Origin of the sequence: Gordonia sihwensis (assembly GCF_029632925.1) — a bacterium.
GTDB lineage: Bacteria > Actinomycetota > Actinomycetes > Mycobacteriales > Mycobacteriaceae > Gordonia > Gordonia sihwensis.
Map to the genome: position 1 here is coordinate 1,519,155 of NZ_CP121248.1, position 22,666 is coordinate 1,541,820.

Below are 22,666 nucleotides of genomic sequence, written 5' to 3' on the forward strand. Positions count from 1 at the left end.
GAATCACCCAGGTGACCAGTGCGCAATCCCGTGACCCAGAGACCACCGCCGAAGCCCTGCCGAAGAGCTGGGACCCGAGTGCGGTAGAGGCAGACCTCTACCAGGGCTGGGTGGACGCCGGGTACTTCACGGCCGACGCCTCGAGTGCCAAGCCGGGCTACTCGATCGTCCTGCCGCCGCCGAACGTGACCGGCTCGCTCCACATGGGCCACGCTCTCGATCACACCCTGATGGACACGCTGACGCGCCGCAAGCGCATGCAGGGCTACGAGGTGCTGTGGCTGCCGGGCATGGATCACGCGGGAATCGCGACGCAGACGATCGTCGAGAAGCAGCTCGCGGCGGAGGGCACCAGCCGCGAGGAACTCGGCCGTGAAGCCTTCATCGAGCGCGTGTGGCAGTGGAAGGCCGAGTCCGGCGGCACCATCGCCGGCCAGATGCGCAGGCTCGGCGACGGCGTCGACTGGAGCCGCGACCGCTTCACCATGGACGAGGGGCTCTCCCGCGCGGTCCAGACGATCTTCAAGCGGATGTACGACGACGGGCTGATCTACCGGGCCGAGCGCCTCGTGAACTGGTCGCCCGCCCAGCAGACCGCCATCTCCGACATCGAGGTCAAGTACGAGGACGTCGAGGGAGAGCTCGTCTCGTTCCGGTACGGATCGCTCGACGACGCCGAGCCGCACATCGTCGTCGCGACCACCCGCATGGAGACGATGCTCGGCGACACCGCCATCGCGGTCCATCCCGACGACGAGCGCTACCGCGATCTGATCGGCGTCGAGCTCGATCACCCGTTCCTGGATCGGAAGATCCCGGTCATCGCCGACGACTACGTCGACCCGGAGTTCGGATCCGGCGCGGTCAAGATCACTCCCGCCCACGATCCGAACGACTTCGCCATCGGGCAGCGGCACCATCTCCCGATGATCACGATCATGGACGAGACCGCCAGGATCGAGGGGACCGGGACGCGGTTCGACGGACTCGACCGCTTCGAGGCCAGGGTCGCGGTTCGCGAGGCCCTGGCCGAACAGGGGCGCATCGTCAAGGAGGTGCGGCCGTACCTGCACAGCGTCGGGCACTCCGAGCGCGCGGGCGAGCCGATCGAGCCGCGGCTGTCGATGCAGTGGTGGGTCAGCGTCGAAGCCCTCGCCAAGGCCGCGGGCGACGCCGTCCGCGATTCGGAGACGGTGATCCATCCGGCGAGCCAGGAACCGCGCTGGTTCGCATGGGTCGACGACATGCACGACTGGACCATCTCCCGGCAGCTGTGGTGGGGGCATCGGATCCCGATCTGGTACGGCCCGAACGGCGAGGTGGAGTGCTTCGGTCCGGACGACACCGTGCCCGAGGGCTGGGAGCAGGACCCGGACGTCCTCGACACCTGGTTCTCGTCGGGATTGTGGCCCTTCTCCACCATGGGATGGCCGGACAAGACCGCTGAGCTGGACAAGTTCTATCCCACCTCGGTGCTGGTGACCGGTTACGACATCCTGTTCTTCTGGGTGGCCCGGATGATGATGTTCGGCACCTACGTCGGCAAGCTCGACGCGAGCGGATTCTCCGGCCGAGACGCACGGGTGCCGTTCCACGACGTCTTCCTGCACGGTCTGGTCCGTGACGAGCACGGGCGCAAGATGAGCAAGTCGAAGGGCAACGGCATCGACCCGCTCGACTGGGTCGACCGATTCGGCGCCGACGCACTGCGCTTCACGCTCGCACGCGGCGCCAATCCGGGCAGCGACATCTCGGTGGGCGAGTCCCATGCGCAGAGCTCGCGCAACTTCGCCACCAAACTGTTCAACGCCACCAAGTTCGCCCTGATGAACGGTGCGCGCGTGGGCGAACTCCCCGCCGGCGAACAGCTGACGGTCGCCGACCGCTGGATCCTGTCCCGGCTCGACGAGGTGCTCGCGGAGGTCGACGAGGGCTTCGAGAGCTACGAGTTCTCGAAGGCGTGCGAGGCGCTCTACCACTTCGCGTGGGACGAGGTCTGCGACTGGTACCTCGAGCTGTCGAAGGTCCAGGTGGCCGAGGGCGGTGAGCGGGCCGAGCGGACCGCGCTGGTCCTGGGCACCGTTCTCGACAAGTTGCTGCGGGCGCTGCATCCGGTGATGCCGTTCGTGACCGAGGTTCTGTGGAAGACGCTCACCGGGTCGGAGTCGGTGGTCGTGGCGCAGTGGCCGACGCCGTCGGGCGCGCCCGCCGACGTCGACGCCGCCCGCCGCGTGGAGGACCTGCAGAAGCTGATCACGGAGGTCCGTCGGTTCCGCAGCGACCAGGGTCTCAAGCCGGGGCAGCGGGTCGCCGCGACCGTCGACGGACTCGACGCCGCGGGGCTGGCCGAACTGCGCCCGCAACTCGATTCGCTGGCCCGGCTCGAGGGCGCGGGCGACGGCTTCGCGGCCACCGCGACCGTGGAGGTCCGCCTCTCCACCGGCACCGCGACCGTCGCGATCGACACCTCCGGGACGGTCGACGTCGAAGCCGAGCGCAAGCGCGCCGCCAAGGATCTGGCCGCCGCGGAGAAGGAGCTCGCGGGCACGTCCGCCAAACTCGGCAACGAGCAGTTCCTGTCGAAGGCGCCCGACGCGGTCGTCGAGAAGATCAAGGCGCGCCGGGATCTCGCCGAGGCCGAGGTGGCGCGGCTGAAGGCCAAACTCGAGGGGCTGGCCGGCCGGTGACGCGCTCACGCGATTCCGCCGACGATCTCGCCGAACTCCACGCGCTCGAAGCCGAACTCGACACGCGTTGGCCCGAGACCGGGATCGAGCCGTCGCTGACCCGGATCAACGCGCTGATGGAACTGCTGGGCAACCCGCAGCACGCGTACCCGTCGATCCACGTGGCGGGAACCAACGGCAAGACCTCGGTGACCCGGATGATCGATTCGCTGCTCCGCGCCTTCCATCGGCGTACGGGCCGGATCACCAGCCCGCATCTGCAGTCGGTGACCGAACGGATCGCCATCGACGGCGCGCCGATACCGGCGCGCACCTACATCGACACCTATCGCGACATCGAGCCGTACGTGACGATGGTCGACGACTCGTCGACGGCCGGCGGCGGACCTCGGATGAGCAAGTTCGAGGTGCTGACCGCCATCGCGTACGCGGCCTTCGCGGAGGCCCCGATCGAGGTGGCCGTCGTCGAGACCGGCATGGGCGGGCGCTGGGACGCCACCAATGTGATCGACTCGCAGGTCGCGGTGATCACCCCGATCGCAATGGACCACGCCGACTATCTGGGCGATACCCTGGCCGCCATCGCGGGCGAGAAGGCCGGGATCATCAAACCGGGGCCGTCGGACGCGGTGATCGCGATGGATCCGGTCACGGTGATCGCACCTCAGCAGCCCGAGGTGACCGATGTGCTGCTGCGGGCCTCGGTGGAGGCAGGCACCATCGTCGCCCGGCAGGACTCGGAGTTCACCGTCCTCGAGTCCACCACCGCCGTCGGCGGACAACTGCTCACGATCCGCGGTCTCGGCGGCGTCTACGACGAGATCTTCCTGCCCCTGCACGGTGCGCATCAGGCGCAGAACGCGGCACTCGCACTCGCCGCGGTCGAGGCCTTCTTCGGTGCGGGCGCCGACCGCAGGCTCGACGTCGACTCGGTGCGAGCCGGTTTCGCCGATGTCGCCAGTCCCGGCCGTCTCGAGCGGGTGCGCAGCGCCCCGAGCGTCTTCGTCGACGCCGCGCACAATCCGCACGGCGCCCGCGCGCTCGCCCGAGCGCTGGTCTCGGAGTTCGACTTCCGCAGGCTCGTCGGGGTGGTCGGCGTCCTCGGCGACAAGGACGCGCGCGGTGTGCTCACCGAACTCGAGCCGGTGCTCGACGTCGTCGTCCTGACCAACAACGGCTCGCCCCGAGCGCTCGACACCGACGCGCTCGCCGACATCGCGAACGACGTGTTCGGAGCCGAACGCGTGGTGGTGGAACCGTTCCTTCCGGACGCGGTCGAGGCCGCCGTCTCGCTCGCCGAGGAGGGCGAGGGGGGAGCGGTCTCCGGAGCCGGTGTGATCATCACCGGATCCGTCGTCACCGCGGGCGCGGGCCGTACACTCTTCGGCAAGGAGCCGTCATGACCGAGAAATCGATTCCGGAGAACGCCGCGCAGTTCACCCCGCCCGCCGCCGACCCGTGGAAGGGCTTCCGAGGGGTCATGGCGGGGACGTTGATCCTCGAGGTGATCGTGGTCGCGCTGGCGTTCCCGGTGGTGGCGAAGCTGGCCGGCGGCGTCACCTGGGCGTCCGGACTCTACCTCGGCATCGTGACGCTGATCCTGCTGCTGTTGTCCGGCCGTCAGGGCAGGCCCCGCGCGCTGGAGGTCAACCTGGTGATGCAGGTGTTCGTGATCGCGGGAGGATTCTTCCACTGGTCCATCGCGATCGTCGGCGTCATCTTCCTGATCGTGTGGATCTACATCGCGTACATCAAGCGCGACGTCGAGAAGCGGATCGAGCAGGGGCGGCTGCCGGGCCAGCACCCGATCTGATCGGCCCGGACGCGCTCGGCTCCCGCGGAATCGTCGATTTCTGCGACCGTCGGTTACACTCACTCACCACTGTGTCGTACGACACGGCAGCAATCGAATCGATGGAGGCAGTGGATGGGGAGGACCGACAGGGTGACGAGTCGCGCAGGCCGGGTGGGGATCGTAGCCGGGGCCGTCGCTGCGGCGACGGTGCTGGCGGCGCCGATCGCGAGCGCGGAGCCCTCGTCGCAGCCGTCACAGCCGTCGCAGACACCGGAAGCGAGCATTCCGATGCCGGTGCGCGAGGGGGCGCTCGGCTATCTCGCGACGCGGTCCTCGACCCTGTGGCTCGCCGACCGCGGCGTCGACCAGGTGATCGCCAACCTGCCCGCGCCGCCCGCGTACTCCAGCGCCAACCGGCAGATGGCCAAGACGCTCAAGCAGGAGCTCGATGCGGCCGTCGACACGCCGGGCGCGTGCCTGCAGATCATCGTCGACGGTCCCGGCCAGGCGGGCGGGGTGTTCAACTACGGGTTCTTCGCCGTCGAGAAGCAGTACTGCCCGAAGTGACTCGGGCGCGGTGAGTCAGGCACGGTGAACCCGCCCGCGGGGGTGGGACGGTGCGGGCGGTGTCGTGCATCGCTACAGTGTCCTGCGTGACTGAACAGACTCTCGTCCTCATCAAGCCCGACGGCGTCCAGCGCGGACTGGTCGGCGAAGTGATCGCCCGCATCGAGCGCAAGGGACTGCGCCTGGCTGCCCTGGAACTGCGTGACGTGACCGTCGAGGTCGCGAGCGAGCACTACGCCGAGCACGCCGAGCGGCCGTTCTACGGCTCGCTGCTCGAGTTCATCACCTCGGGTCCGGTCGTCGCGGCCGTCGTCGAAGGTCCGCGGGCCATCTCCGCATTCCGCCAGCTCGCCGGCGGCACCGATCCCGTCGAGAAGGCCACGCCGGGCACCATCCGGGGTGACTTCGCGCTGGAAACGCAGTTCAACCTCGTGCACGGATCGGATTCGCCCGAATCCGCGGCGCGTGAGATCGCTCTCTGGTTCCCCTCTCTGAACTCCTGATTCGACGACGCCGACACGGCGCGCGGGAGCCTTTTCGTCACTCGTGTGCGGGTTACGGCCCGTGATGTGGGATACTTGCCTAGTCGTCGGAGTCACGCTTTGGCACCGACGATCGACGCACAGCCGTTTTGAGTACCCGGTTCCGTCCGACCCCAGCCTGGGGTCCGGCTTCGGTCCCAGGCCTGCGTCACGCAAGGCGTCTTGACGACGCGAAGACCACATAACACCCGGCCGTAGAGGCCGGCACACATTGGAAAGGCCCTCGCGTGGCCGCGTTGTCGAGTTCATCTGTGCGACGCGCCCGGGGGTCTTGAGGAGACCACGTGACAGATAACGGGTCGTCGGCTGATGCCACTTCGGCAGATCAGCCAGCGGAAAAATTCCCCCTTCGACTCCGCGTGCATGCGCTCGCCCGCACGCTCGGACTGACCAGCAAGCAGGTGCTCGCGCACCTGCAGGAGATGGGGGTGACGGCGCGCACCGCGCAGTCGTCGATCTCTCGAGCCGACGCCGAAGCCGTCGAGCTCCGTATCAGTGGTGCCGTCGAGGATGCGGCAGATGAGGCCGGAGAGCCGGGGGCGCCGTCGCTGTTCTCGGCGGTCGAGACGCCGCAGCCGGTGTCGACGGCGAAGGCCGAGGCGACCGCGCCGCTGTTCCTGGCGGCGGACGCCGATGAGACCGCTCCGGACGGTGAGAAGACGGCCGAAGCCAAGAAGGCCGGCGGCAAGAAGGCCGAAGGCAAGAAGTCGGACGGCAAGAAAGCCGACAGCAAGAAGTCGGACGGCAAGAAAGCTGACGGTAAGAAGACCGAGGGCAAGAAGGCCGAGACCACGGACGTCCCGGAATCGGATGGGTCCGAGAAGCAGGCCGACAAGAAGCCGGGCAAGAAGAAGGCGTCGGCGAAGAAGCCCAAGAAGTCCGAGGTCGACGAGGCAGGCACCGGTGACGAGACGCCGGCCGCTCCGGAGACCGCCACAGCGCCCGTCGAGCCCGAGTCGGAGGTTCCGGCAGCCGGCGGGGAGGATGACGAACAGACGTCCGGCGAGAGCGAGAGCCGGTCCCGCAGGCGCAGGCGCGGGCGTCGCGGGCGCGGTCGCGGTCGCGGCGATCAGGGCCCCGAGGGATCCGACAGTGAGTCGGACGACGCTCAGGACGGCGTGGAGTCGGACCAGAACACCGCCGAGACGAGCGGTCCCGAGAAGAACGGGCCGGACGACGACACGGCCGATGCGGACCAGACACAGGCCGATGCGACCGGATCGGAGTCGGACGAAGAGACCGAGGCGGACTCCGAGGCAGCGGTCCCGTCGAGCAAGCGGCGTCGCCGCCGGCGCCGCCGCCGTGGCGGGTCCGACTCGGATGAGACGGTCTCGGCGGACGATCCGCCCAACACCGTGGTCCACGAGCGTGAGCCGCGCGCCAAGAAGGTGCGTGACGAGGTGCAGGGCATCTCGGGTTCCACGCGGCTGGAGGCGAAGCGGCAGCGCAGGCGAGACGGTCGTGACGCCGGGCGGCGTCGTCCGCCGATCCTGACCGAGTCGGAGTTCCTGGCGCGCCGGGAATCGGTGGAGCGCGTGATGGTGGTGCGTGAGCGCGCCGCCTCCGGTGCGGGCGACGGCCACGATCAGCATGCGGCGCCGGTGGAGGACTACACGCAGATCGCCGTCCTGGAGGACGGCGTGCTGGTGGAGCACTTCGTCACCACCGAGACCTCGCAGTCGATGGTCGGCAACATCTACCTGGGGCGCGTGCAGAACGTGCTTCCGGGCATGGAAGCCGCCTTCGTCGACATCGGCCGCGGACGCAACGGCGTCCTCTACGCCGGCGAGGTCAACTGGGAGGCCGCCGGCCTCGACGGCGGTTCGCGCAAGATCGAACAGGCTCTCAAGCCGGGCGACCACGTTCTGGTCCAGGTCAGCAAGGACCCGATCGGGCACAAGGGCGCACGGCTGACGACGCAGATCTCCCTCGCCGGCCGGTACCTGGTGTACGTGCCGGGAGGGACGTCGACGGGTATCAGCCGCAAGCTCCCCGACACCGAGCGCAAGCGTCTCAAGCAGATCCTGGCCAAGCTCGTCCCGGACGAGGCCGGCGTCATCATCCGGACCGCGTCCGAGGGCGTCAGCGCCGAGGAACTCGGCGCGGACATCGAGCGCCTCGAAGCACAGTGGAAGAGCATCGAGGCGGCGGCCGACGAGCACCGGTCGAAGGCACCGGGCACTCCGAAGGCGCTGTACGAAGAGCCGGATCTGCTGGTTCGAGTGGTCCGTGACCTGTTCAACGAGGACTTCCGCAAGCTGGTCGTCGAGGGCGAACGCGCATGGTCGCAGGTATCGGGGTACGTCAACGACGTCGCTCCCGACCTCGCCGAGCGGCTCGAACGCTTCACCAAGGCGCATGCCGACGCGCCCGACTCGTTCACCGTGCACCGCATCGACGAGCAGCTGGCCAAGGCGCTCGACCGCAAGGTGTGGCTGCCGTCCGGCGGCACGCTGATCATCGAGCACACCGAGGCGATGACGGTGGTCGACGTGAACACCGGCAAGTTCACCGGCTCGGGCGGCAACCTCGAGGAGACCGTCACGCGCAACAATCTCGAAGCCGCCGAGGAGATCGTGCGGCAGATGCGCTTGCGCGACATCGGCGGCATGATCATCGTCGACTTCATCGACATGGTTCTCGAATCGAACCGCGACCTCGTTCTGCGACGGCTCACCGAGGCCCTGGCCAGGGACCGGACGCGGCACCAGGTCTCCGAGGTCACCTCGCTGGGACTGGTGCAGATGACCCGCAAGCGGCTCGGCACCGGTCTCCTCGAGGCGTTCTCGACCACCTGTACCGCGTGCTCCGGTCGCGGGGTGATCGTGCACGCCAATCCGGTTGAGGTACGCCCGGCTGACGACGGAAGCCGCAACGGCGGCGACGGAGGTTCACGCAAGTCGCGCCGCTCGCGTCGGCGCGGGGGAGACCAGCAGCCTCAGCAGGAGGCGGCGCCGGCCAAGCCCGCACCGCACAAGCCGGCCGCCGAGCATCCGCTGTTCCGCGCCATGGCTCATCCGGACGACCACGACGAGCACGACGCGGCGGCCGAGCCGGCCGCCGATACCTCGGTGCCCGAGGTGAAGGCGCCCGAGGTCGAGAATGCCGAGGTCGAAATCGCTGAGGTGGCCGTGGCCGAGGTCGCTGCCACAGACGGTGCAGTGAGCGAAGTCGCGGCGGAGGTCGTCGTCGAGACGATGACGCAGACACCGGAGCCGCCGGTGGCGGTGGTGACGCGTCGACGTCGTCGCGCAGTACGCCGTGCGGCCGCACCGACGACGGCCGTCGAGTCGGTGGACGAGGTCGTGGAGCATGAGCCGGTGACGACGGTGGCCGAACAGTCCGCCGAGCCGGTGGTCGCGGTCACGCGCTCGCCCCGGCGGCGCAGTGGTCGCCGCGCCGCGGGGCCGCCGCCCGCGCAGCAGTGACCTTCCTCTCGGCGCGCGGCCCGCGCGCCGAGAGTTTGACCTGGACAGGCCCGGTACCGTAGCCTTGACAGGTCGCCTCCCGCAGGCGCGTAGACAGTTGCGCGCATCGGCGGGAGAGGTTCGAGGGCCTTGAGGCCGCGGACCGCACACACCAGATTATGTCGGACACGCAGGATCGGCCTGCGCACTCCGGCCCGATGAGACGAGTTAAGAGGACAGCGGGAATGGCAACGTACGCGATCGTCAAGACCGGCGGTAAGCAGTACAAGGTCGCCGAGGGCGACATTGTGAAGGTCGAGAAGATCGACGGAGAGCCTGGCAGCACTGTGCAGCTGCCGGTTGCGCTGGTCGTCGATGGTGCGAATCTGACCACCGACGCCGACAAGCTCGCCGCTGTCTCGGTCACCGGTGAGGTCGTCGAGCACACCAAGGGCCCGAAGATCCGGATCCACAAGTTCAAGAACAAGACCGGCTACCACAAGCGCCAGGGCCACCGTCAGCAGCTGACGGTCCTCAAGGTCACCGGTATCAAGTAGAACTCGCTCTTCAGCATTTCAGGAGGACAGTCAGATGGCACATAAGAAGGGTGCATCGAGCTCGCGCAACGGTCGCGATTCGAATGCTCAGCGACTCGGTGTGAAGCGTTTCGGCGGCCAGGTCGTCAGCGCCGGCGAGATCCTGGTCCGTCAGCGCGGCACCAAGTTCCACCCGGGTGTGGGCGTCGGCCGCGGTAAGGACGACACGCTGTTCGCTCTCGCGGCCGGTGCGGTCAAGTTCGATGTGAAGCGCGGTCGCAAGACGGTGAACATCGTCCCGGAGCCGGTCGCAGTCTGACCTGGCATCCGAACTCATAGCTCTTTTCGACAGGGCGGGCAGGGTCTCTAGACACCCTGACCCGCCCTGTCGGCTTATCTGGACCCATTCGAGGAAGGCTGGAACATGTCACGCTTCGTCGACCGCGTGAAGATCGAGGTCGTGGCGGGCAACGGCGGCCACGGCTGCACGTCCGTGCATCGCGAGAAGTTCAAGCCGCTGGGCGGCCCCGACGGGGGCAACGGCGGCCGGGGCGGCGACGTCCGGCTGGTCGTCGACCCGCAGGTGCACACCCTCCTCGACTTCCACTTCCGGCCGCATGCGCGGGCGACCAACGGGAAGCCCGGCATGGGCGGCAACCGGAACGGCGGCGCCGGTGAGGACCTGATCCTCAAGGTGCCCGACGGGACGGTGGTGATCGACGAGGACGGCGAGATCGTCGCCGACCTGGTCGGTGCCGGTACCGAGTTCATCGCCGCGCAGGGCGGCCGGGGTGGTCTGGGCAACGCGGCGCTGGCCTCGCGGGCGCGCCGGGCGCCGGGATTCGCGCTGCTCGGCGAGCCCGGAGACGAGCGGGAACTGACCCTCGAGCTCAAGTCGGTCGCCGACGTCGGGCTCGTCGGCTTCCCGTCGGCGGGCAAGTCGTCGTTGGTGTCGGTGCTCTCCGCGGCGAAGCCGAAGATCGCCGACTACCCGTTCACCACGTTGGCTCCCAACCTGGGCGTCGTGACCGCCGGTGCCGAGGTATTCACCGTCGCCGACGTGCCCGGCCTGATCCCCGGAGCGTCGCAGGGTCGCGGACTGGGACTGGACTTCCTCCGGCACCTGGAGCGCTGCGCCGTCCTGGCGCACGTCGTGGACTGCGCGACCCTCGAACCGGGACGCGACCCGGTGTCGGACATCGACGCGCTCGAGGCCGAACTCGCGGCGTACCAGCCGGCGCTGGACGCCGACCACTCGCTGGGCGACCTCGCCACGAGGCCGCGCGTGGTCATCCTGAACAAGATCGACATTCCCGAGGCGGCTGAGCTGGCGGATCTGGTGGAAGCCGACATCGCCGAGCGAGGCTGGCCGGTGTTCCGCATCTCCGCTGTGGCCCACCAGGGACTGTCGGAGCTGACCTTCGCGCTCGCGGAGATGGTGGCGCGGTACCGGGCCGAGCACGCCGAGCCCGTGGCCCGCCGCGCCGTCATCCGGCCCAAGGCAGTCGACGAGTCGGAGTTCACCGTGGTCGCCGATCCCGATGTCGAGGGCGGGTTCATCGTGCGCGGGGCCCGTCCGGAGCGGTGGGTGCGTCAGACGCAGTTCGACAACGATGAGGCCGTCGGCTATCTCGCGGATCGGCTGAACCGCCTCGGCGTCGAGGACGCGCTGGTGAAGCGCGGTGCCAAGCCGGGCGCGCCGGTGACGATCGGCGAGATGACCTTCGACTGGGAGCCGACGACTCCGATGGGCGAGGCCGTGCCGATCACCGGCCGCGGCACCGACATCCGTCTGGAGCGCAACGACCGAGTGGGTGCCGCAGAGCGCAAGCTCGCGCGCAAGATGCGCCGCCAGGCCTCCGATGAGAACGAGCTGGGTTGGGGCGCAGGGGATCTCGGGCAGGAGGAGTCGGACGTCGATGACGAGTGATGTTCGGCAGTTCCTCGCGACGGCCCGCAGCATCGTCGTGAAGATCGGTTCGTCCGCCGTCACCGACATGGTGACCGGCATCGACCACGCCAGGCTCGACGCGCTGGTCGACGCACTCGAAGCACGGATGCGCGCCGGATCGGACGTCATCGTCGTGTCGTCGGGGGCCGTCGGCGCGGGAATCGCGCCGCTGGGCCTCAAGAAGCGGCCCCGCGATCTCGCGACCAAGCAGGCGGCGGCGAGCGTCGGCCAACTCCGCCTGGCGCACGCCTGGGGGACGTCGTTCGCTCGTTACGACCGTACCGTCGGCCAGGTGCTGCTGACCGCCGACGACGTGTCGAACAGGTCACACCACGCGAATGCGCAGCGAACGCTCGACCGGCTTCGCGCGCTGCATGCGGTGGCGGTCGTCAACGAGAACGACACGGTCGCCACCAACGAGATCCGCTTCGGCGACAACGACCGGCTGGCCGCCCTCGTCGCGCACCTGGTGCACGCGGACGCGCTCGTGCTGCTGTCGGACGTCGACGGGCTGTACAACGGCGATCCCCGCAAACCCGGCCCTGACGGCCAACCGGCGCGGCTGATCGAACAGGTCGACGGACCCGACGACCTGGACGGAGTGATCGCAGGCAACGGCGGTGCGCTGGGAACGGGCGGCATGGCATCGAAGCTGGCGGCGGCGCGGCTGGCGGCCGACTCGGGTGTCCCGGTGCTGTTGGCCGCGGCCTCGGCCGCCGGTGAGGCGCTGTCGAACGCTTCGGTCGGCACCGTCTTCAAAGCCCGGCCGACCCGGATGTCGGCCAGACGGTTCTGGGTGCGCCACGCAGCCGAGGCGCGCGGCACGCTGACGCTCGACGACGGTGCTGTCGCCGCGGTCTGCGGTCGGCGACGGTCGCTGTTGGCCGCGGGTGTCACCGCGACGGTCGGCGACTACTCCGACGGCGACGTGGTGGAGCTGGTTGACGCGGCCGGAACAGTTCGCGCCCGAGGCGTCACATCGTATGACGCCGACGACGTCGCGCAGATGATCGGCCGTTCGACGTCCGAGCTGCCCGCCGATCTGCGCCGTCCGATCATCCACGCCGACGACCTGGTCCCGGCCTGACTCCGGTTTCGTCGGAGGAGAGTGTCGAGGCAGGGGTGTCTCGATACGCTCGCTCACTTCGTTCGCGTGCGACTCGACTGGCCTGGGGGAGCGGCTTGTCGATTGGACTGTGGGGGACGGCCCGGCAGGGTTGTCGAGTAGGCCCGGAGCGCAGCGGAGGGGCGTATCGAGACCGGGCGGAGGGGAACCGAAAGCGCCCACCCGACCAGCGATCGGGTGGGCGCTTTCGCTGCGGGAAACAGTCAGTCGGCTCGGTGCTTGCCCTCGCCGGCGGGGACCGTGACGAGCGGGTAGACGCCGTTCTCGTCGTGGACCTCGGTGCCGACCACCGGCGGGTTGAAGACGCACAGCATCCGCATCTGCTCGTCGACGGTCACGGTGTGACGCTCGTGGCCGTCCAGCAGGTACATGCTGCCCGCGCGGAGCGGGTAGATCTTCCCGGTCTCCCGGTCGAGCAGGGTGCCCTTGCCCTCGACCAGCCAGACGGCCTCGACGTGGTTCGCGTAGTGGAACTCGTTGATCGAGCCGGCCGCGATCGTGGTCTCGTGGAACGAGAATCCGACCCCGTCGCCACCGAGCACGATCCGCTTGGAGACCCAGTTGCCCTTCGGGTCGGCCACCTCGCGGTCGGTTCCGGTGATCTCTTCGGTGGTGCGGACGATCATGCTTCGGCCTCCTCGGGGGCGGTGTCGGCAGCGAAGGCCTCGTCGACCGATTCGCTCAGGATCTGCAGACCGTGGGCGAGATCCTCGCTGCTCATGGTGAGCGGGGGAAGGAGTTTGACGACCTCGGAGTCAGGACCCGACGTCTCGGCGAGCAGGCCCTTGGAGAACGCGATCTCGCACGTCCGGCCGGCCAGCTCGGGCTTGTCGAAGGCGAGGCCCTGGACCATGCCGCGGCCGCGGTGCGACAATCCGTCGTGGCGCTGGCACAGGTCCTCGAAGGACTGCGCGATCTCCATGCCCTTCGCCTTCACCTGGACCGAGAGCGCATCGTCGGACCAGTACTTGTTGATGGCGGCGGTCGCGGTCACGAACGCGGGGTTGTTGCCGCGGAACGTGCCGTTGTGCTCGCCGGGCTCCCAGACGTCCAGCTCCGGACGGAGCAGGGTCAGTGCGAGCGGCAGTCCGTAGCCGCCGATCGACTTCGACAGCGTCACGATGTCCGGCACGATGCCGGCCTCCTCGAACGAGAAGAACTCGCCGGTGCGGCCGCAGCCCATCTGCACGTCGTCGACGATCAGCAGGATGTCCTTGCGCTTGCAGAGGTCGGCCAGGCCGCGCAGCCACTCGGGACGCGCCACGTTGACGCCGCCCTCGCCCTGAACGGTCTCGACGATGACGCCGGCAGGCCGGTTAAAGCCCGAGCCGGAGTCCTCGAGAACACGCTCGAACCAGGCGAAGTCCTCGACGCTGCCGTCGAAGTAGTTGTCGAAGGGCATCGGCGTGGTGTGCACCAGCGGCACGCCGGCGCCGTTGCGCTTCATGGCGTTGCCGGTCACCGCCAGCGAGCCGAGCGTCATGCCGTGGAAGGCGTTGGTGAAGTTGATGACCGCTTCGCGGCCGGTCACCTTGCGGGCCAGCTTGAGCGCTGCCTCGACCGCGTTGGTCCCGGTGGGGCCGGGGAACTGGACCTTGTAGTCCAGGCCGCGGGGCTCCAGGATCTTGGCGGCGAAGGTCTCGAGGAATTCGCCCTTCGCGCGGGTCGACATGTCGAGTCCGTGAGTGATTCCGTCACGGACGATGTAGTCGACGAGCGCATCCTTCAGAACAGGATTGTTGTGGCCGTAATTGAGAGCGCCTGCGCCTGCGAAGAAGTCAAGATAGCGATTCCCGTCGACGTCTGTCAGCCAACTGCCCTGAGCAGTGTCGAAGACGGCGGGCCAATCACGGCAGTAGGAGCGGACTTCGGATTCGTGCTTGGTGAAAGTTCGGTCGTCCAGTGCAGTTTCGATTGTCATTTTCGAGAGTTTCCTCGTTTGAGTTCTGCCGGTTCCGCTATTGAGCGGAGCCCGGCGTCAGCAGATACAGGTCCTCGGGCTCATGGGAGTCGATGAACAGTTCCGCGCTGAAGAACGGTTCGCGTGTCAATTGCAAACCGAGGGCTCGGGCAGCGCCTGCGAACAGTCGCTGGGACGCCTGATTGTCGGGGCTTATCGTGGTGTTGATGGCGACGACACCGGCTTGAGCGCAGTGCCGGAACAACTCGCAGACCATCCGCTTGGCGATCTGCTTCCCGCGTTGCGTCTCGTCGACGGCCACCTGCCACACCATGAGGGTGTCGGGTGCCGCTGGTCGACGGTATCCGGTAGCGAAACCGACGACGTCTCCGTCGAATTCAGCCACGATCGACGTCTCGGAAAAATCCTGTGACCAGAGAACGTAGGCATAGGGCGAATTAACGTCCAGCACGCGCGAATCGCGAGCGATCTCCCATATTCTCTTTCCGTCACGGGCCCGCGGTCGCCGGAAGGTGACCGTGTTTCCGTTGTCTGTCTCCGGTGAAGGATCATTCGGGTTCATGACGTGACCGAGGCTATCGGCCGTTCATAGGAAAGTCACCGCAGATCGAATATTGGCTGCGCGGAACCCCGCCTTTGTGCAGTTCAAGCAAACAATGTGGTGTACGTCACAGTAACGTTGAACGTGCGGCAGCGATGCGGTCTGCGACCGCGGGAAGAATGACCTCGCACCGGTGGTCGATCTTGAGGGTCGCCAGGTCGTCGCCGCGCGTTCGGCCGCGGTTCACGATCGCTACCGGCTTGCCCGCGGCCACCGCTCTGCGGACGAATCTCAGTCCGGACATCACGGTCAGCGACGACCCGGCGACGAGCAGCAGGTCGGCGTCGTCGACCAGGGAGAACGCCTGAGCCACCACATCCGGGCCCACCGTCTCCCCGAAGTAGACGATGTCGGGCTTCAATACTCCGCCGCACCTCTCGCAGTCGAGCATCACGAAGTCGCCGATGTCCTCGAGCGCGGCGTCGGCGTCGGGGGCCACCCCGATCGCGCCTCGGGAGGCCACCCGATCGGCGTAGCCGGGGTTCGCCGACTCCAGAGCCTCGGCGAGCCGGTGGCGGGAGAGCTGTTCGCCGCAGCCCAGGCAGCGGACGCGACCGTAGGAGCCGTGCAGATCGACCACCGGGCGCGACCCGGCCTTCATGTGGAGCATGTCGACGTTCTGTGTGATCACCCCGGAGAGGACTCCCGCGTCCTGCAGGGTGCGCAGTGCCCGATGGGCGGCGTTCGGCGCGGCGGCGTCCATATGCCGCCATCCCAGATGGTTGCGGGCCCAATACCGGCGCCGGCTCTCTGGGGAGGAGAGGAAGGCCTCGATCGTCATGGGACGCCGCACGGGGGAGTCGGGGCTCCGGTAGTCGGGGATTCCGGAGGGTGTCGACAGTCCGGCGCCCGTCAGCGCCACCGCGCGGCGGCCGTCCATGAGTTCGGCGAGTTGCTCGGCACGGCCGTCCGGGTCCGGATCGGCCACCGTGGGCGCTGCCGGGGTCCGGGCCGTCGTGCGGATGCGCATGCCGACAACGCTACTGCGGGCGGGTTCGCGGCCGCGACCATCCACTACCATGGGCCTCGATATGACCAGAATCATCGCCGGTGACTTCCGCGGCCGTCGGCTCGCCGTTCCGGCCGACACCACCCGGCCGACCTCCGACCGCGTTCGCGAGGCACTCTTCTCCATGCTCGGCTCCCGGATGGACCTGTCCGGAGTCCGCGTGCTCGACCTCTATGCCGGCACGGGCGCGCTCGGACTCGAGGCGGTGTCCCGGGGAGCGGCGTCGGCGGTGCTCGTCGAGTCCGACCGCCGGGCTGCCGGGGTGCTGCGGGACAACGTCGCCGTCTGCGGCGCAGCGTCGCGGGTCCGGATCGTCAACCGCCCGGTGGAGTCGTTTCTGGCGGCGCCGTCCGGAACGTTCGATCTGATCCTCCTCGATCCGCCTTACGAGGTGCCTTCCGAAGAGGTCGACCGAATGATCTCGGCATGCGAACCGGTTCTGGCGTCCGACGGCTGGGTGGTGGTGGAGCGCGGCCGTCGCAGCGCCGCGGTCACCTGGCCCGACGGACTGGAGGAAGTGACGTCGAAGCAGTACGGCGACACGGTGGTCGTGCTGGGCGGTCGCTGACCGCGGCCGTCGCCGCGGCGCCGGAGACGGCGTCGCGTAGATTCAGCAGACATGAGTGCTGCAGTCTGTCCCGGGTCGTACGATCCGTTCACTCTCGGCCACCGCTTCGTCGTCGAACGCACGGCTGCCCGGTTCGATCGGGTGGTCGTGGCCGTCGTGGTGAACCCGAACAAGCAGGGGATGTTCACCGTCGAAGAGCGCATCGCGCTCATCGAGCGGGAGTGTGCCGACCTGGAGAACGTCGAGGTGCGCAGCTGGACCGGTCTGGTGGTGGATCTGCTGGTGGCAGAGGGCGCCGACACGATGGTCAAGGGGCTGCGTTCGGAGAGCGACTTCGCCTACGAGATCCCCATGGCGCAGATGAACCGGGAGCTGACCGGGTGTGAGACGTACTTCATGCTCACGGATCCGCGGTACGCGCACGTCTCCAGTTCGCTGGTGAAAGAGGTCGCCAAGCTCGGCGGCGACGTGACGCCCTATCTCTCCGAGCACATTCACCAGGCGCTGGCCGACCGTTTGTCGCAGACGCGCAGTGTCTGACGGATACGCCCACTGATAGTCCGGGGCCTGACGGGGCGACACGCCCGATGCGGCCCTCCGGCGTCACAGTCGCAACATTCGGCACAATGGCCTCAGTGATATCAAAGGCCGCCGAACCTACGGCTGTGCCGGATCGGAGATTGAATCGTGTACCGCGTATTTGAAGCGCTTGACGAGCTGGTCGCGATCGTCGAAGAGGCGCGCACCGTGCCGATGACCGCGGGGTGTGTGGTTCCCCGGGGCGATGTGCTGGAACTTCTCGACGATCTGCGCGATGCGCTGCCCGGCGAGCTCGACGACGCGCAGGACGTGCTCGACGAACGCGACACCCTCGTGTCGAACGCGCGTGAGCAGTCCGATCGCCTCATCACCGGTGCCGAACGCGACTCCGAGGCGATGCTCGCTCATGCGCGGGCCGAAGCCGATCGGATCCTCGCCGAGGCGAAGGCTCGAGCCGACCGGATGCTCGACGAGGCGAACGGCAACGCGCAGGCCGTCATCGCCGACGCGAACGACGAGGCCCAGCGGCTCGAGCACAGCGCCGCACGCGAGTACGAGGCCGTGACCGGCCGAGCCCGCGCCGAGGCCGGACGCGTCGTCGAGGCGGGCAACGCCAGCTACAACAAGTCCGTCGCCGACGGCATCGCCGAGCAGCAGCGGCTGGTGTCCGAGTCCGAGGTGGTCTCGGCCGCCAAGCAGGAGGCCGAGCGGATCATCGATGCGGCGCACGCCGAATCAGACCGGCTGCGCGGTGACTGCGACATCTACGTCGACGACAAACTCGCCGACTTCGAGGAGATCCTCACCGGCACGCTGCGGTCGGTGAACCGCGGACGCCAGCAGTTGCGGACGGGCGCGGGCATGCACGATTACGTCGAGTATCCGCACGGCATGGACGAGGGACCGCAGCCGGGTCCGGCGCAGATGGCGGGCTGAGGTCGCGCTCGATCCGGGACGCGGCCACTGAACTTCGTTCGAGCAGGGACTACTGAGTAACATCGTTCGGGTGACTGATTCTGGATTCGTGATCGATGTCCGGTCGGTGCCCCGCCGGGCCGGTTCGATGATCGAGAAGGCGTGGACCCTCGAAACCCCCGACCGCATCGGTGCGGAGATGATCGGCATTCCCGCCGGCGGCGAGGTGGCTTTCGACCTGCGCCTCGAGTCGGTGATCGAGGGTGTCCTCGTGACCGGTACGGTCACGGCCGTCGCCGAGGGCCAGTGCGGCCGCTGCCTGGACCCGCTGACCCAGGACGTCTCCGTGTACCTGACGGAACTGTTCGCGTACCCCGACAGCGAGACCGACCGCACAGCGGAGGACGAGGAAGAACTCGAGCGCATCGTCGACGAGCGGATCGATCTCGAGCAGGTGGTGATCGACGCGATCGCGACGGAGCTGCCGCTGTCGCCGCTGTGCACGCAGGACTGTCCGGGACTGTGCCCGATCTGCGGAGTGAAGCTGGCCGACGCCGAGGAGGGCCACGGCCACGACATCATCGACCCCCGATGGGCGAAGCTGGCCGACCGGCTGACCGAGACGGACGGGGACGCCGGCGAGGACGGTGACCGGTGAGCAAACGGCCCGACCCGTCGCTGCTCACCGATGTGCTCGGCGTCACGATCAGGAACGATCTGCTGAACCTGGCGCTGACCCACCGCTCGTACGCGTACGAGAACGGCGGGCTGCCGACCAATGAGCGCCTCGAGTTCCTCGGCGACGCCGTCCTAGGCGTGGTCGTCACCGAACGGCTGTACGTCGGCTTCCCGGACCGTCCCGAGGGCGAGCTGGCGAAGATCCGGGCGAGCGTGGTCAACATGCACGCCCTCGCGGACGTCGCCCGCGGCTTGGGCGACGGCGGGCTCGGCGCACATCTGCATCTCGGCCGCGGTGAGGAACTGACCGGCGGCCGCGACAAGGCGTCGATCCTCGCCGACGGCCTGGAATCGCTGTTCGGGGCGATCTTCCTCGACCACGGCATCGAGGTCGCGAAAACGGTCATCATGAAGCTGTTCGAGCCGATCATCGAACGATCGGGCCGGCTCGGTGCCGGACTGGACTGGAAGACCTCGCTGCAGGAGCTCTCGGCCGAGCGGAGCCTCGGCCAGCCGCAGTACCAGGTCACGTCGACCGGACCGGACCACAACAAGGAGTTCACCGCGATCGCCGTGGTCGGCGGCACTCAACTGGGCACCGGTACCGGCAGGACCAAGAAGGAAGCCGAACAGAACGCGGCCGAACTGGCGTGGAAGGCACTCGAGGAACAGCCGCGTTGATCGGACCGTCCGGTGCCTGAACTTCCCGAGGTCGAGACCATCCGTCTCGGCCTGTCGACCCATCTCTCCGGTCGGACGGCGCGAGAGGTCGAGGTGCTGCATCCGCGCGCGGCCAGACGCCACGTCGGCGGACCCGTCGATCTCTCGAGTCGATTGCGCGGCAAGACCTTCGAGGCCGTCGAGCGGCGCGGTAAGTACATGTGGCTGCTGGCCGCGGACCGCGCGGACGAGGTGGCCGTCGTGGTCCATCTCGGCATGAGCGGGCAGATGCTCCTCGCCGAGCAGGGCGCCGCCGATCCGGTGCACCTGCGCATCCGCGTGCCCCTCGACGACGGGAACGAACTGCGTTTCGTCGACCAGCGGACCTTCGGCGGCTGGCATCTGGACGAACTCGTCGACGCCGGGCCGCGCCGCGTACCCGAGTCGGTGGCGCACATCGCACCGGATCCCTTCGAGCCGGCCTTCGACCGCGACGGCGTGGTCACCGCGCTGCGGCGTCGGGACACGGAGATCAAGCGCGCGATCCTCGACCAGACCGTGATCTCCGGTGTCGGAAACATCTACGCCGACGAGTCGCTCTGGCGCGCCGGCCTGCACGGCCGGCGACGCACGCGCGGCATTCCGCGCGCCCGGCTGGGAGAACTCGTCGATCACGCAACCCAGGTGATGCGGGAGGCGGTCAAGGTCGGCGGCACGTCGTTCGACGACCTGTACGTGAACGTGAACGGGCAGTCGGGTTATTTCGAACGATCGTTGAACGCCTATGGGTGCGAAGGACTTCCGTGCCGTCGCTGCGAGACGCCGATGGTGCGCGAAGCATTCATGAACCGGAGCTCGTTCTTCTGCCCGACGTGTCAGCGGGTGCCGCGGCGCCGGAGGGTTGCCTGACCGACTACTCGCAATGTATTGGTGCCTGCTGTCGGTGTACGTCGCCTTCTATCGGGCGGTCCGTTCAGAATCCTTCCTTGGAACCTGCCGCGCTCGTGTGCGTCACTCGACGTCGGTACCGGCCGATAGGGTGTAGCCATCGAGTAGAGGCCAGCAATCGCGGGCCGACAGGAGGGAGCAACTGATGAAGTCGAGGCAACCGTGTGAAGGCCCACGGTGAGGTCTTCACGCCGCGCCACATGGTTGAGCGGATGCTTGACCTCGTGCGCGAGGACCTGGAGACCGGCACTGACTTTGTCGACAGGACTTTCCTCGAGCCTGCAGCCGGCGATGGCAATATCTTGGTTGCGAATCGACAGACAGCGGTGAGGTCAGGGTAGATACGAGCGTCATCTGCCTCGTCGGCATGAACGACTCCAGCAGGTCGCCACCAGCGAAACCAAAGCCTCGTGGAACACCTTCCTCGCCGACCTGGTCGCCCGCGGCCTCGGCGGAGTCCGCCTGGTGACCTCTGACGCCCATGCCGGGATTGGTCGAGGCGATCGCCGCGACCCTGCCCGGCGCCGCTTGGGAGCGCTGCCGCACCCACTACGCCGCAAATCTGATGGCGGTGTGCCCGAAATCGATGTGGCCGGCTGTGAAAGCGATGCTGCACAGCGTCTACGACCAACCCACACCAGAGGCGGTGAACGCCCAGTTCGACCGGCTGCTCGAATACACCGAAGACCGGCTACCCGACGTCGCCGAACACCTCGGCGACGCCCGTGAAGACTTGCTGGCGTTCACCGCGTTTCCGGAAGATGTGTGGCGCCAGATCTGGTCCAACAACCCCACCGAACGGCTCAACCGCGAGATCCGCCGCCGCACCGACGTCGTCGGCATCTTCCCCAACCGCGACGCCATCATCCGGCTCATCGGAGCAGTGCTCGCCGAGCAGACAGATGAATGGGCCGAAGGCCGCCGCTACCTCGGCCTCGAGGTGCTCAGCCGTTGCCGCCTGACCGTCACCGACCACACGCCGGAGGTGAACACCGACCCACTGATCCAACTACCCGCCTGACCACCTACGAAGGACCACAACCAGTTACACCACTACCCGGGACTTGACCGATCAGCGGTGTGGCCGGTCGAGCTCGGCCGCGAAGAAAGCCGACGCGGTCTTCAAGATCGGCGGATTCAAGCGGTGGGCGCAAGAAGCTCTGCGAGCTTCTCTGATGGTGTCAGATAGCCCAGAGTCTTGCGCGGTCTGTCAAGTCCCGGGTTTGTTAGAGACCGATCATTTGTTCTGTAGTGCAGGTTCAGTCTCGGCAGCAGCGTGCTGCTGCCAGTAGAGGTCCTCGATCTCTGTCGGTGGCCGGTGATCGAGTTCGCCGTGCAGTCGGGCGGTGTTGTACCAATGGACCCATTCGGCAGTCGCGATCTCGACGGCGTTCGTCGATCGCCACGGGCCCTTCCGGTAAATCAGCTCGTGCTTGTACAGCGAGTTCAGGGCTTCGGCCATCGCGTTGTCGTAGGAGTCCCCGCGCGAGCCGACTGAGGCGACGGCGCCGGCCTCGTCGAGGGCCTGGGTGTAGCGCACCGCTCGATACTGGACTCCGCGGTCGGAATGATGAATCAGGCCAGTGATGTCCTGGCCGGTCCGACGCCGCAGCCACAAGCCCATCGCGAGGGCGTCGATCGCCAGGTCGGCGAACATGCGGGTCGAGGTCTGCCAGCCGACGATCATCCGCGAGAACACGTCCAAGACGAATGCCACGTAGACCCAGCCGGCATCGGTGCGGACGTAGGTGATGTCGGCAACCCACAGCTGATTCGGCGCTGTCGCGGCGAATGCGCGGTCAACGAGATCACCGGGGTGTTCGGTCTCGGCCGCTGGTTTCGTGGTGCGCGGGAACTTCCCGCGCACCACCCCACGGATTCCCAGGTCACCGCACAATCGTTCGACCGTGCACTTCGCGACCGTTATCCCTTTGCGGGCGAGTGCGGCGCGGATCTTGCGGCGCCCATAGATACCGCCGGAGTCTTCGTAGACGTCCATGATCTGTTCTTTGAGTTCCTCGTCGCGCAGGGCGCGGGCCGATGGACCGCGGCCTCGGGCGGCGTAGTAGGTCGATGGCGCGATCGCGCATCCGGCCTCGGTGAGGGCGGTGCAGATCGCCTCGACGGGCCATCGACGGCGGTACTGGTCGATGAAATCGACGATCAGCGGCGTGGCCGGTCGAGCTCGGCCGCGAAGAAAGCCGACGCGGTCTTC

General features: G+C 67.9%; 21 protein-coding genes and 1 pseudogene. 17 read left to right on the forward strand and 5 right to left on the reverse strand.

The genetic code is table 11. The annotated features are described in order from the left end of the window. Positions 1–11: 11 nt before the first annotated feature. From P5P27_RS07345 to proB, 10 genes are all read left to right on the forward strand, one after another. Entirely contained in the window at positions 12–2,687 is a 2,676-nt protein-coding gene (locus tag P5P27_RS07345; RefSeq protein WP_278127068.1) for a valine--tRNA ligase, read from the forward strand. Next, a complete protein-coding gene (gene folC / locus P5P27_RS07350) occupies positions 2,684–4,090 on the forward strand; it encodes a bifunctional tetrahydrofolate synthase/dihydrofolate synthase (RefSeq protein ID WP_278127070.1) in 1,407 nt (468 codons plus the stop codon). The genes P5P27_RS07345 and folC overlap by 4 nt, the downstream gene beginning before the upstream one ends. Continuing rightward, positions 4,087–4,500, forward strand: a complete 414-nt coding sequence (locus tag P5P27_RS07355) for a DUF4233 domain-containing protein (protein ID WP_006896645.1) — start codon at positions 4,087–4,089, stop codon at positions 4,498–4,500. Before folC ends, P5P27_RS07355 begins: the two co-directional genes overlap by 4 nt. A gap of 132 nt (positions 4,501–4,632) precedes the next feature. Continuing rightward, entirely contained in the window at positions 4,633–5,049 is a 417-nt protein-coding gene (locus P5P27_RS07360) for a hypothetical protein (RefSeq protein ID WP_278127073.1), read from the forward strand. 86 nt (positions 5,050–5,135) lie between these two features. Then, the gene (gene ndk / locus P5P27_RS07365) at positions 5,136–5,552 is read left to right on the forward strand and encodes a nucleoside-diphosphate kinase (protein WP_278127075.1); all 417 of its coding nucleotides are present in this window, start codon (positions 5,136–5,138) and stop codon (positions 5,550–5,552) included. Positions 5,553–5,875: 323 nt separating this feature from the next. Beyond that, positions 5,876–9,019 (forward strand): translation initiation factor IF-2 N-terminal domain-containing protein, encoded by a 3,144-nt coding sequence (locus P5P27_RS07370; protein ID WP_278127076.1) that lies wholly within the window; start codon positions 5,876–5,878, stop codon positions 9,017–9,019. A 224-nt stretch (positions 9,020–9,243) separates the two neighbouring features. Beyond that, entirely contained in the window at positions 9,244–9,555 is a 312-nt protein-coding gene (gene rplU / locus P5P27_RS07375; RefSeq protein WP_006896649.1) for a 50S ribosomal protein L21, read from the forward strand. Between the two features lie 34 nt (positions 9,556–9,589). After that, positions 9,590–9,853, forward strand: coding sequence for a 50S ribosomal protein L27 (rpmA, locus tag P5P27_RS07380; protein WP_006896650.1), 264 nt, complete (start codon positions 9,590–9,592; stop codon positions 9,851–9,853). Positions 9,854–9,958: 105 nt separating this feature from the next. Next, on the forward strand, positions 9,959–11,464 hold the full coding sequence (gene obgE / locus P5P27_RS07385; RefSeq protein ID WP_222111797.1) for a GTPase ObgE: 1,506 nt from the start codon (positions 9,959–9,961) through the stop codon (positions 11,462–11,464). Further along, the gene (gene proB, locus P5P27_RS07390; RefSeq protein WP_222111796.1) at positions 11,454–12,572 is read left to right on the forward strand and encodes a glutamate 5-kinase; all 1,119 of its coding nucleotides are present in this window, start codon (positions 11,454–11,456) and stop codon (positions 12,570–12,572) included. The genes obgE and proB overlap by 11 nt, the downstream gene beginning before the upstream one ends. Positions 12,573–12,814: 242 nt before the next feature. On the opposite strand, the gene P5P27_RS07395 is transcribed toward proB, so the two are convergent. The 4 genes from P5P27_RS07395 to P5P27_RS07410 all read right to left on the reverse strand — a co-directional run bounded on the left by P5P27_RS07395 (position 12,815) and on the right by P5P27_RS07410 (position 16,103). Next, positions 12,815–13,237: an ectoine synthase gene (locus P5P27_RS07395; protein WP_006896653.1), complete on the reverse strand. Its 423-nt coding sequence runs from the start codon at positions 13,235–13,237 to the stop codon at positions 12,815–12,817. Beyond that, entirely contained in the window at positions 13,234–14,532 is a 1,299-nt protein-coding gene (gene ectB, locus P5P27_RS07400; RefSeq protein ID WP_006896654.1) for a diaminobutyrate--2-oxoglutarate transaminase, read from the reverse strand. The genes P5P27_RS07395 and ectB overlap by 4 nt, the downstream gene beginning before the upstream one ends. 37 nt (positions 14,533–14,569) lie before the next feature. Further along, positions 14,570–15,094 (reverse strand): diaminobutyrate acetyltransferase, encoded by a 525-nt coding sequence (gene ectA, locus P5P27_RS07405; RefSeq protein WP_006896655.1) that lies wholly within the window; start codon positions 15,092–15,094, stop codon positions 14,570–14,572. 106 nt (positions 15,095–15,200) lie between these two features. Continuing rightward, positions 15,201–16,103 (reverse strand): Sir2 family NAD-dependent protein deacetylase, encoded by a 903-nt coding sequence (locus tag P5P27_RS07410; RefSeq protein ID WP_278127079.1) that lies wholly within the window; start codon positions 16,101–16,103, stop codon positions 15,201–15,203. A gap of 61 nt (positions 16,104–16,164) precedes the next feature. On the opposite strand from P5P27_RS07410, the gene rsmD reads away from it, so the two are divergent. The 7 genes and pseudogenes from rsmD to P5P27_RS07445 form a co-directional block, all read left to right on the forward strand. Beyond that, positions 16,165–16,710 (forward strand): 16S rRNA (guanine(966)-N(2))-methyltransferase RsmD, encoded by a 546-nt coding sequence (gene rsmD, locus P5P27_RS07415; protein WP_039867503.1) that lies wholly within the window; start codon positions 16,165–16,167, stop codon positions 16,708–16,710. A gap of 51 nt (positions 16,711–16,761) precedes the next feature. Continuing rightward, complete coding sequence (gene coaD / locus P5P27_RS07420) at positions 16,762–17,250, forward strand: pantetheine-phosphate adenylyltransferase (protein WP_278127083.1); 489 nt, start codon at positions 16,762–16,764, stop codon at positions 17,248–17,250. Positions 17,251–17,397: 147 nt separating this feature from the next. Then, entirely contained in the window at positions 17,398–18,186 is a 789-nt protein-coding gene (locus P5P27_RS07425; protein ID WP_006896659.1) for a DivIVA domain-containing protein, read from the forward strand. An 88-nt stretch (positions 18,187–18,274) separates the two neighbouring features. Further along, positions 18,275–18,823, forward strand: a complete 549-nt coding sequence (locus P5P27_RS07430) for a YceD family protein (protein WP_341338697.1) — start codon at positions 18,275–18,277, stop codon at positions 18,821–18,823. Beyond that, complete coding sequence (rnc, locus tag P5P27_RS07435) at positions 18,820–19,524, forward strand: ribonuclease III (RefSeq protein ID WP_006896661.1); 705 nt, start codon at positions 18,820–18,822, stop codon at positions 19,522–19,524. Before P5P27_RS07430 ends, rnc begins: the two co-directional genes overlap by 4 nt. 12 nt (positions 19,525–19,536) lie before the next feature. Then, a complete protein-coding gene (mutM, locus tag P5P27_RS07440; RefSeq protein WP_006896662.1) occupies positions 19,537–20,412 on the forward strand; it encodes a bifunctional DNA-formamidopyrimidine glycosylase/DNA-(apurinic or apyrimidinic site) lyase in 876 nt (291 codons plus the stop codon). 420 nt (positions 20,413–20,832) lie between these two features. After that, positions 20,833–21,472 (forward strand): annotated as a pseudogene (locus tag P5P27_RS07445) (IS256 family transposase); the annotation flags it as partial. A 216-nt stretch (positions 21,473–21,688) separates the two neighbouring features. Here the strand turns inward: P5P27_RS07445 and P5P27_RS07450 are convergent. After that, entirely contained in the window at positions 21,689–22,618 is a 930-nt protein-coding gene (locus P5P27_RS07450; protein ID WP_045537938.1) for an IS3 family transposase, read from the reverse strand. Positions 22,619–22,666 lie beyond the last annotated feature (48 nt).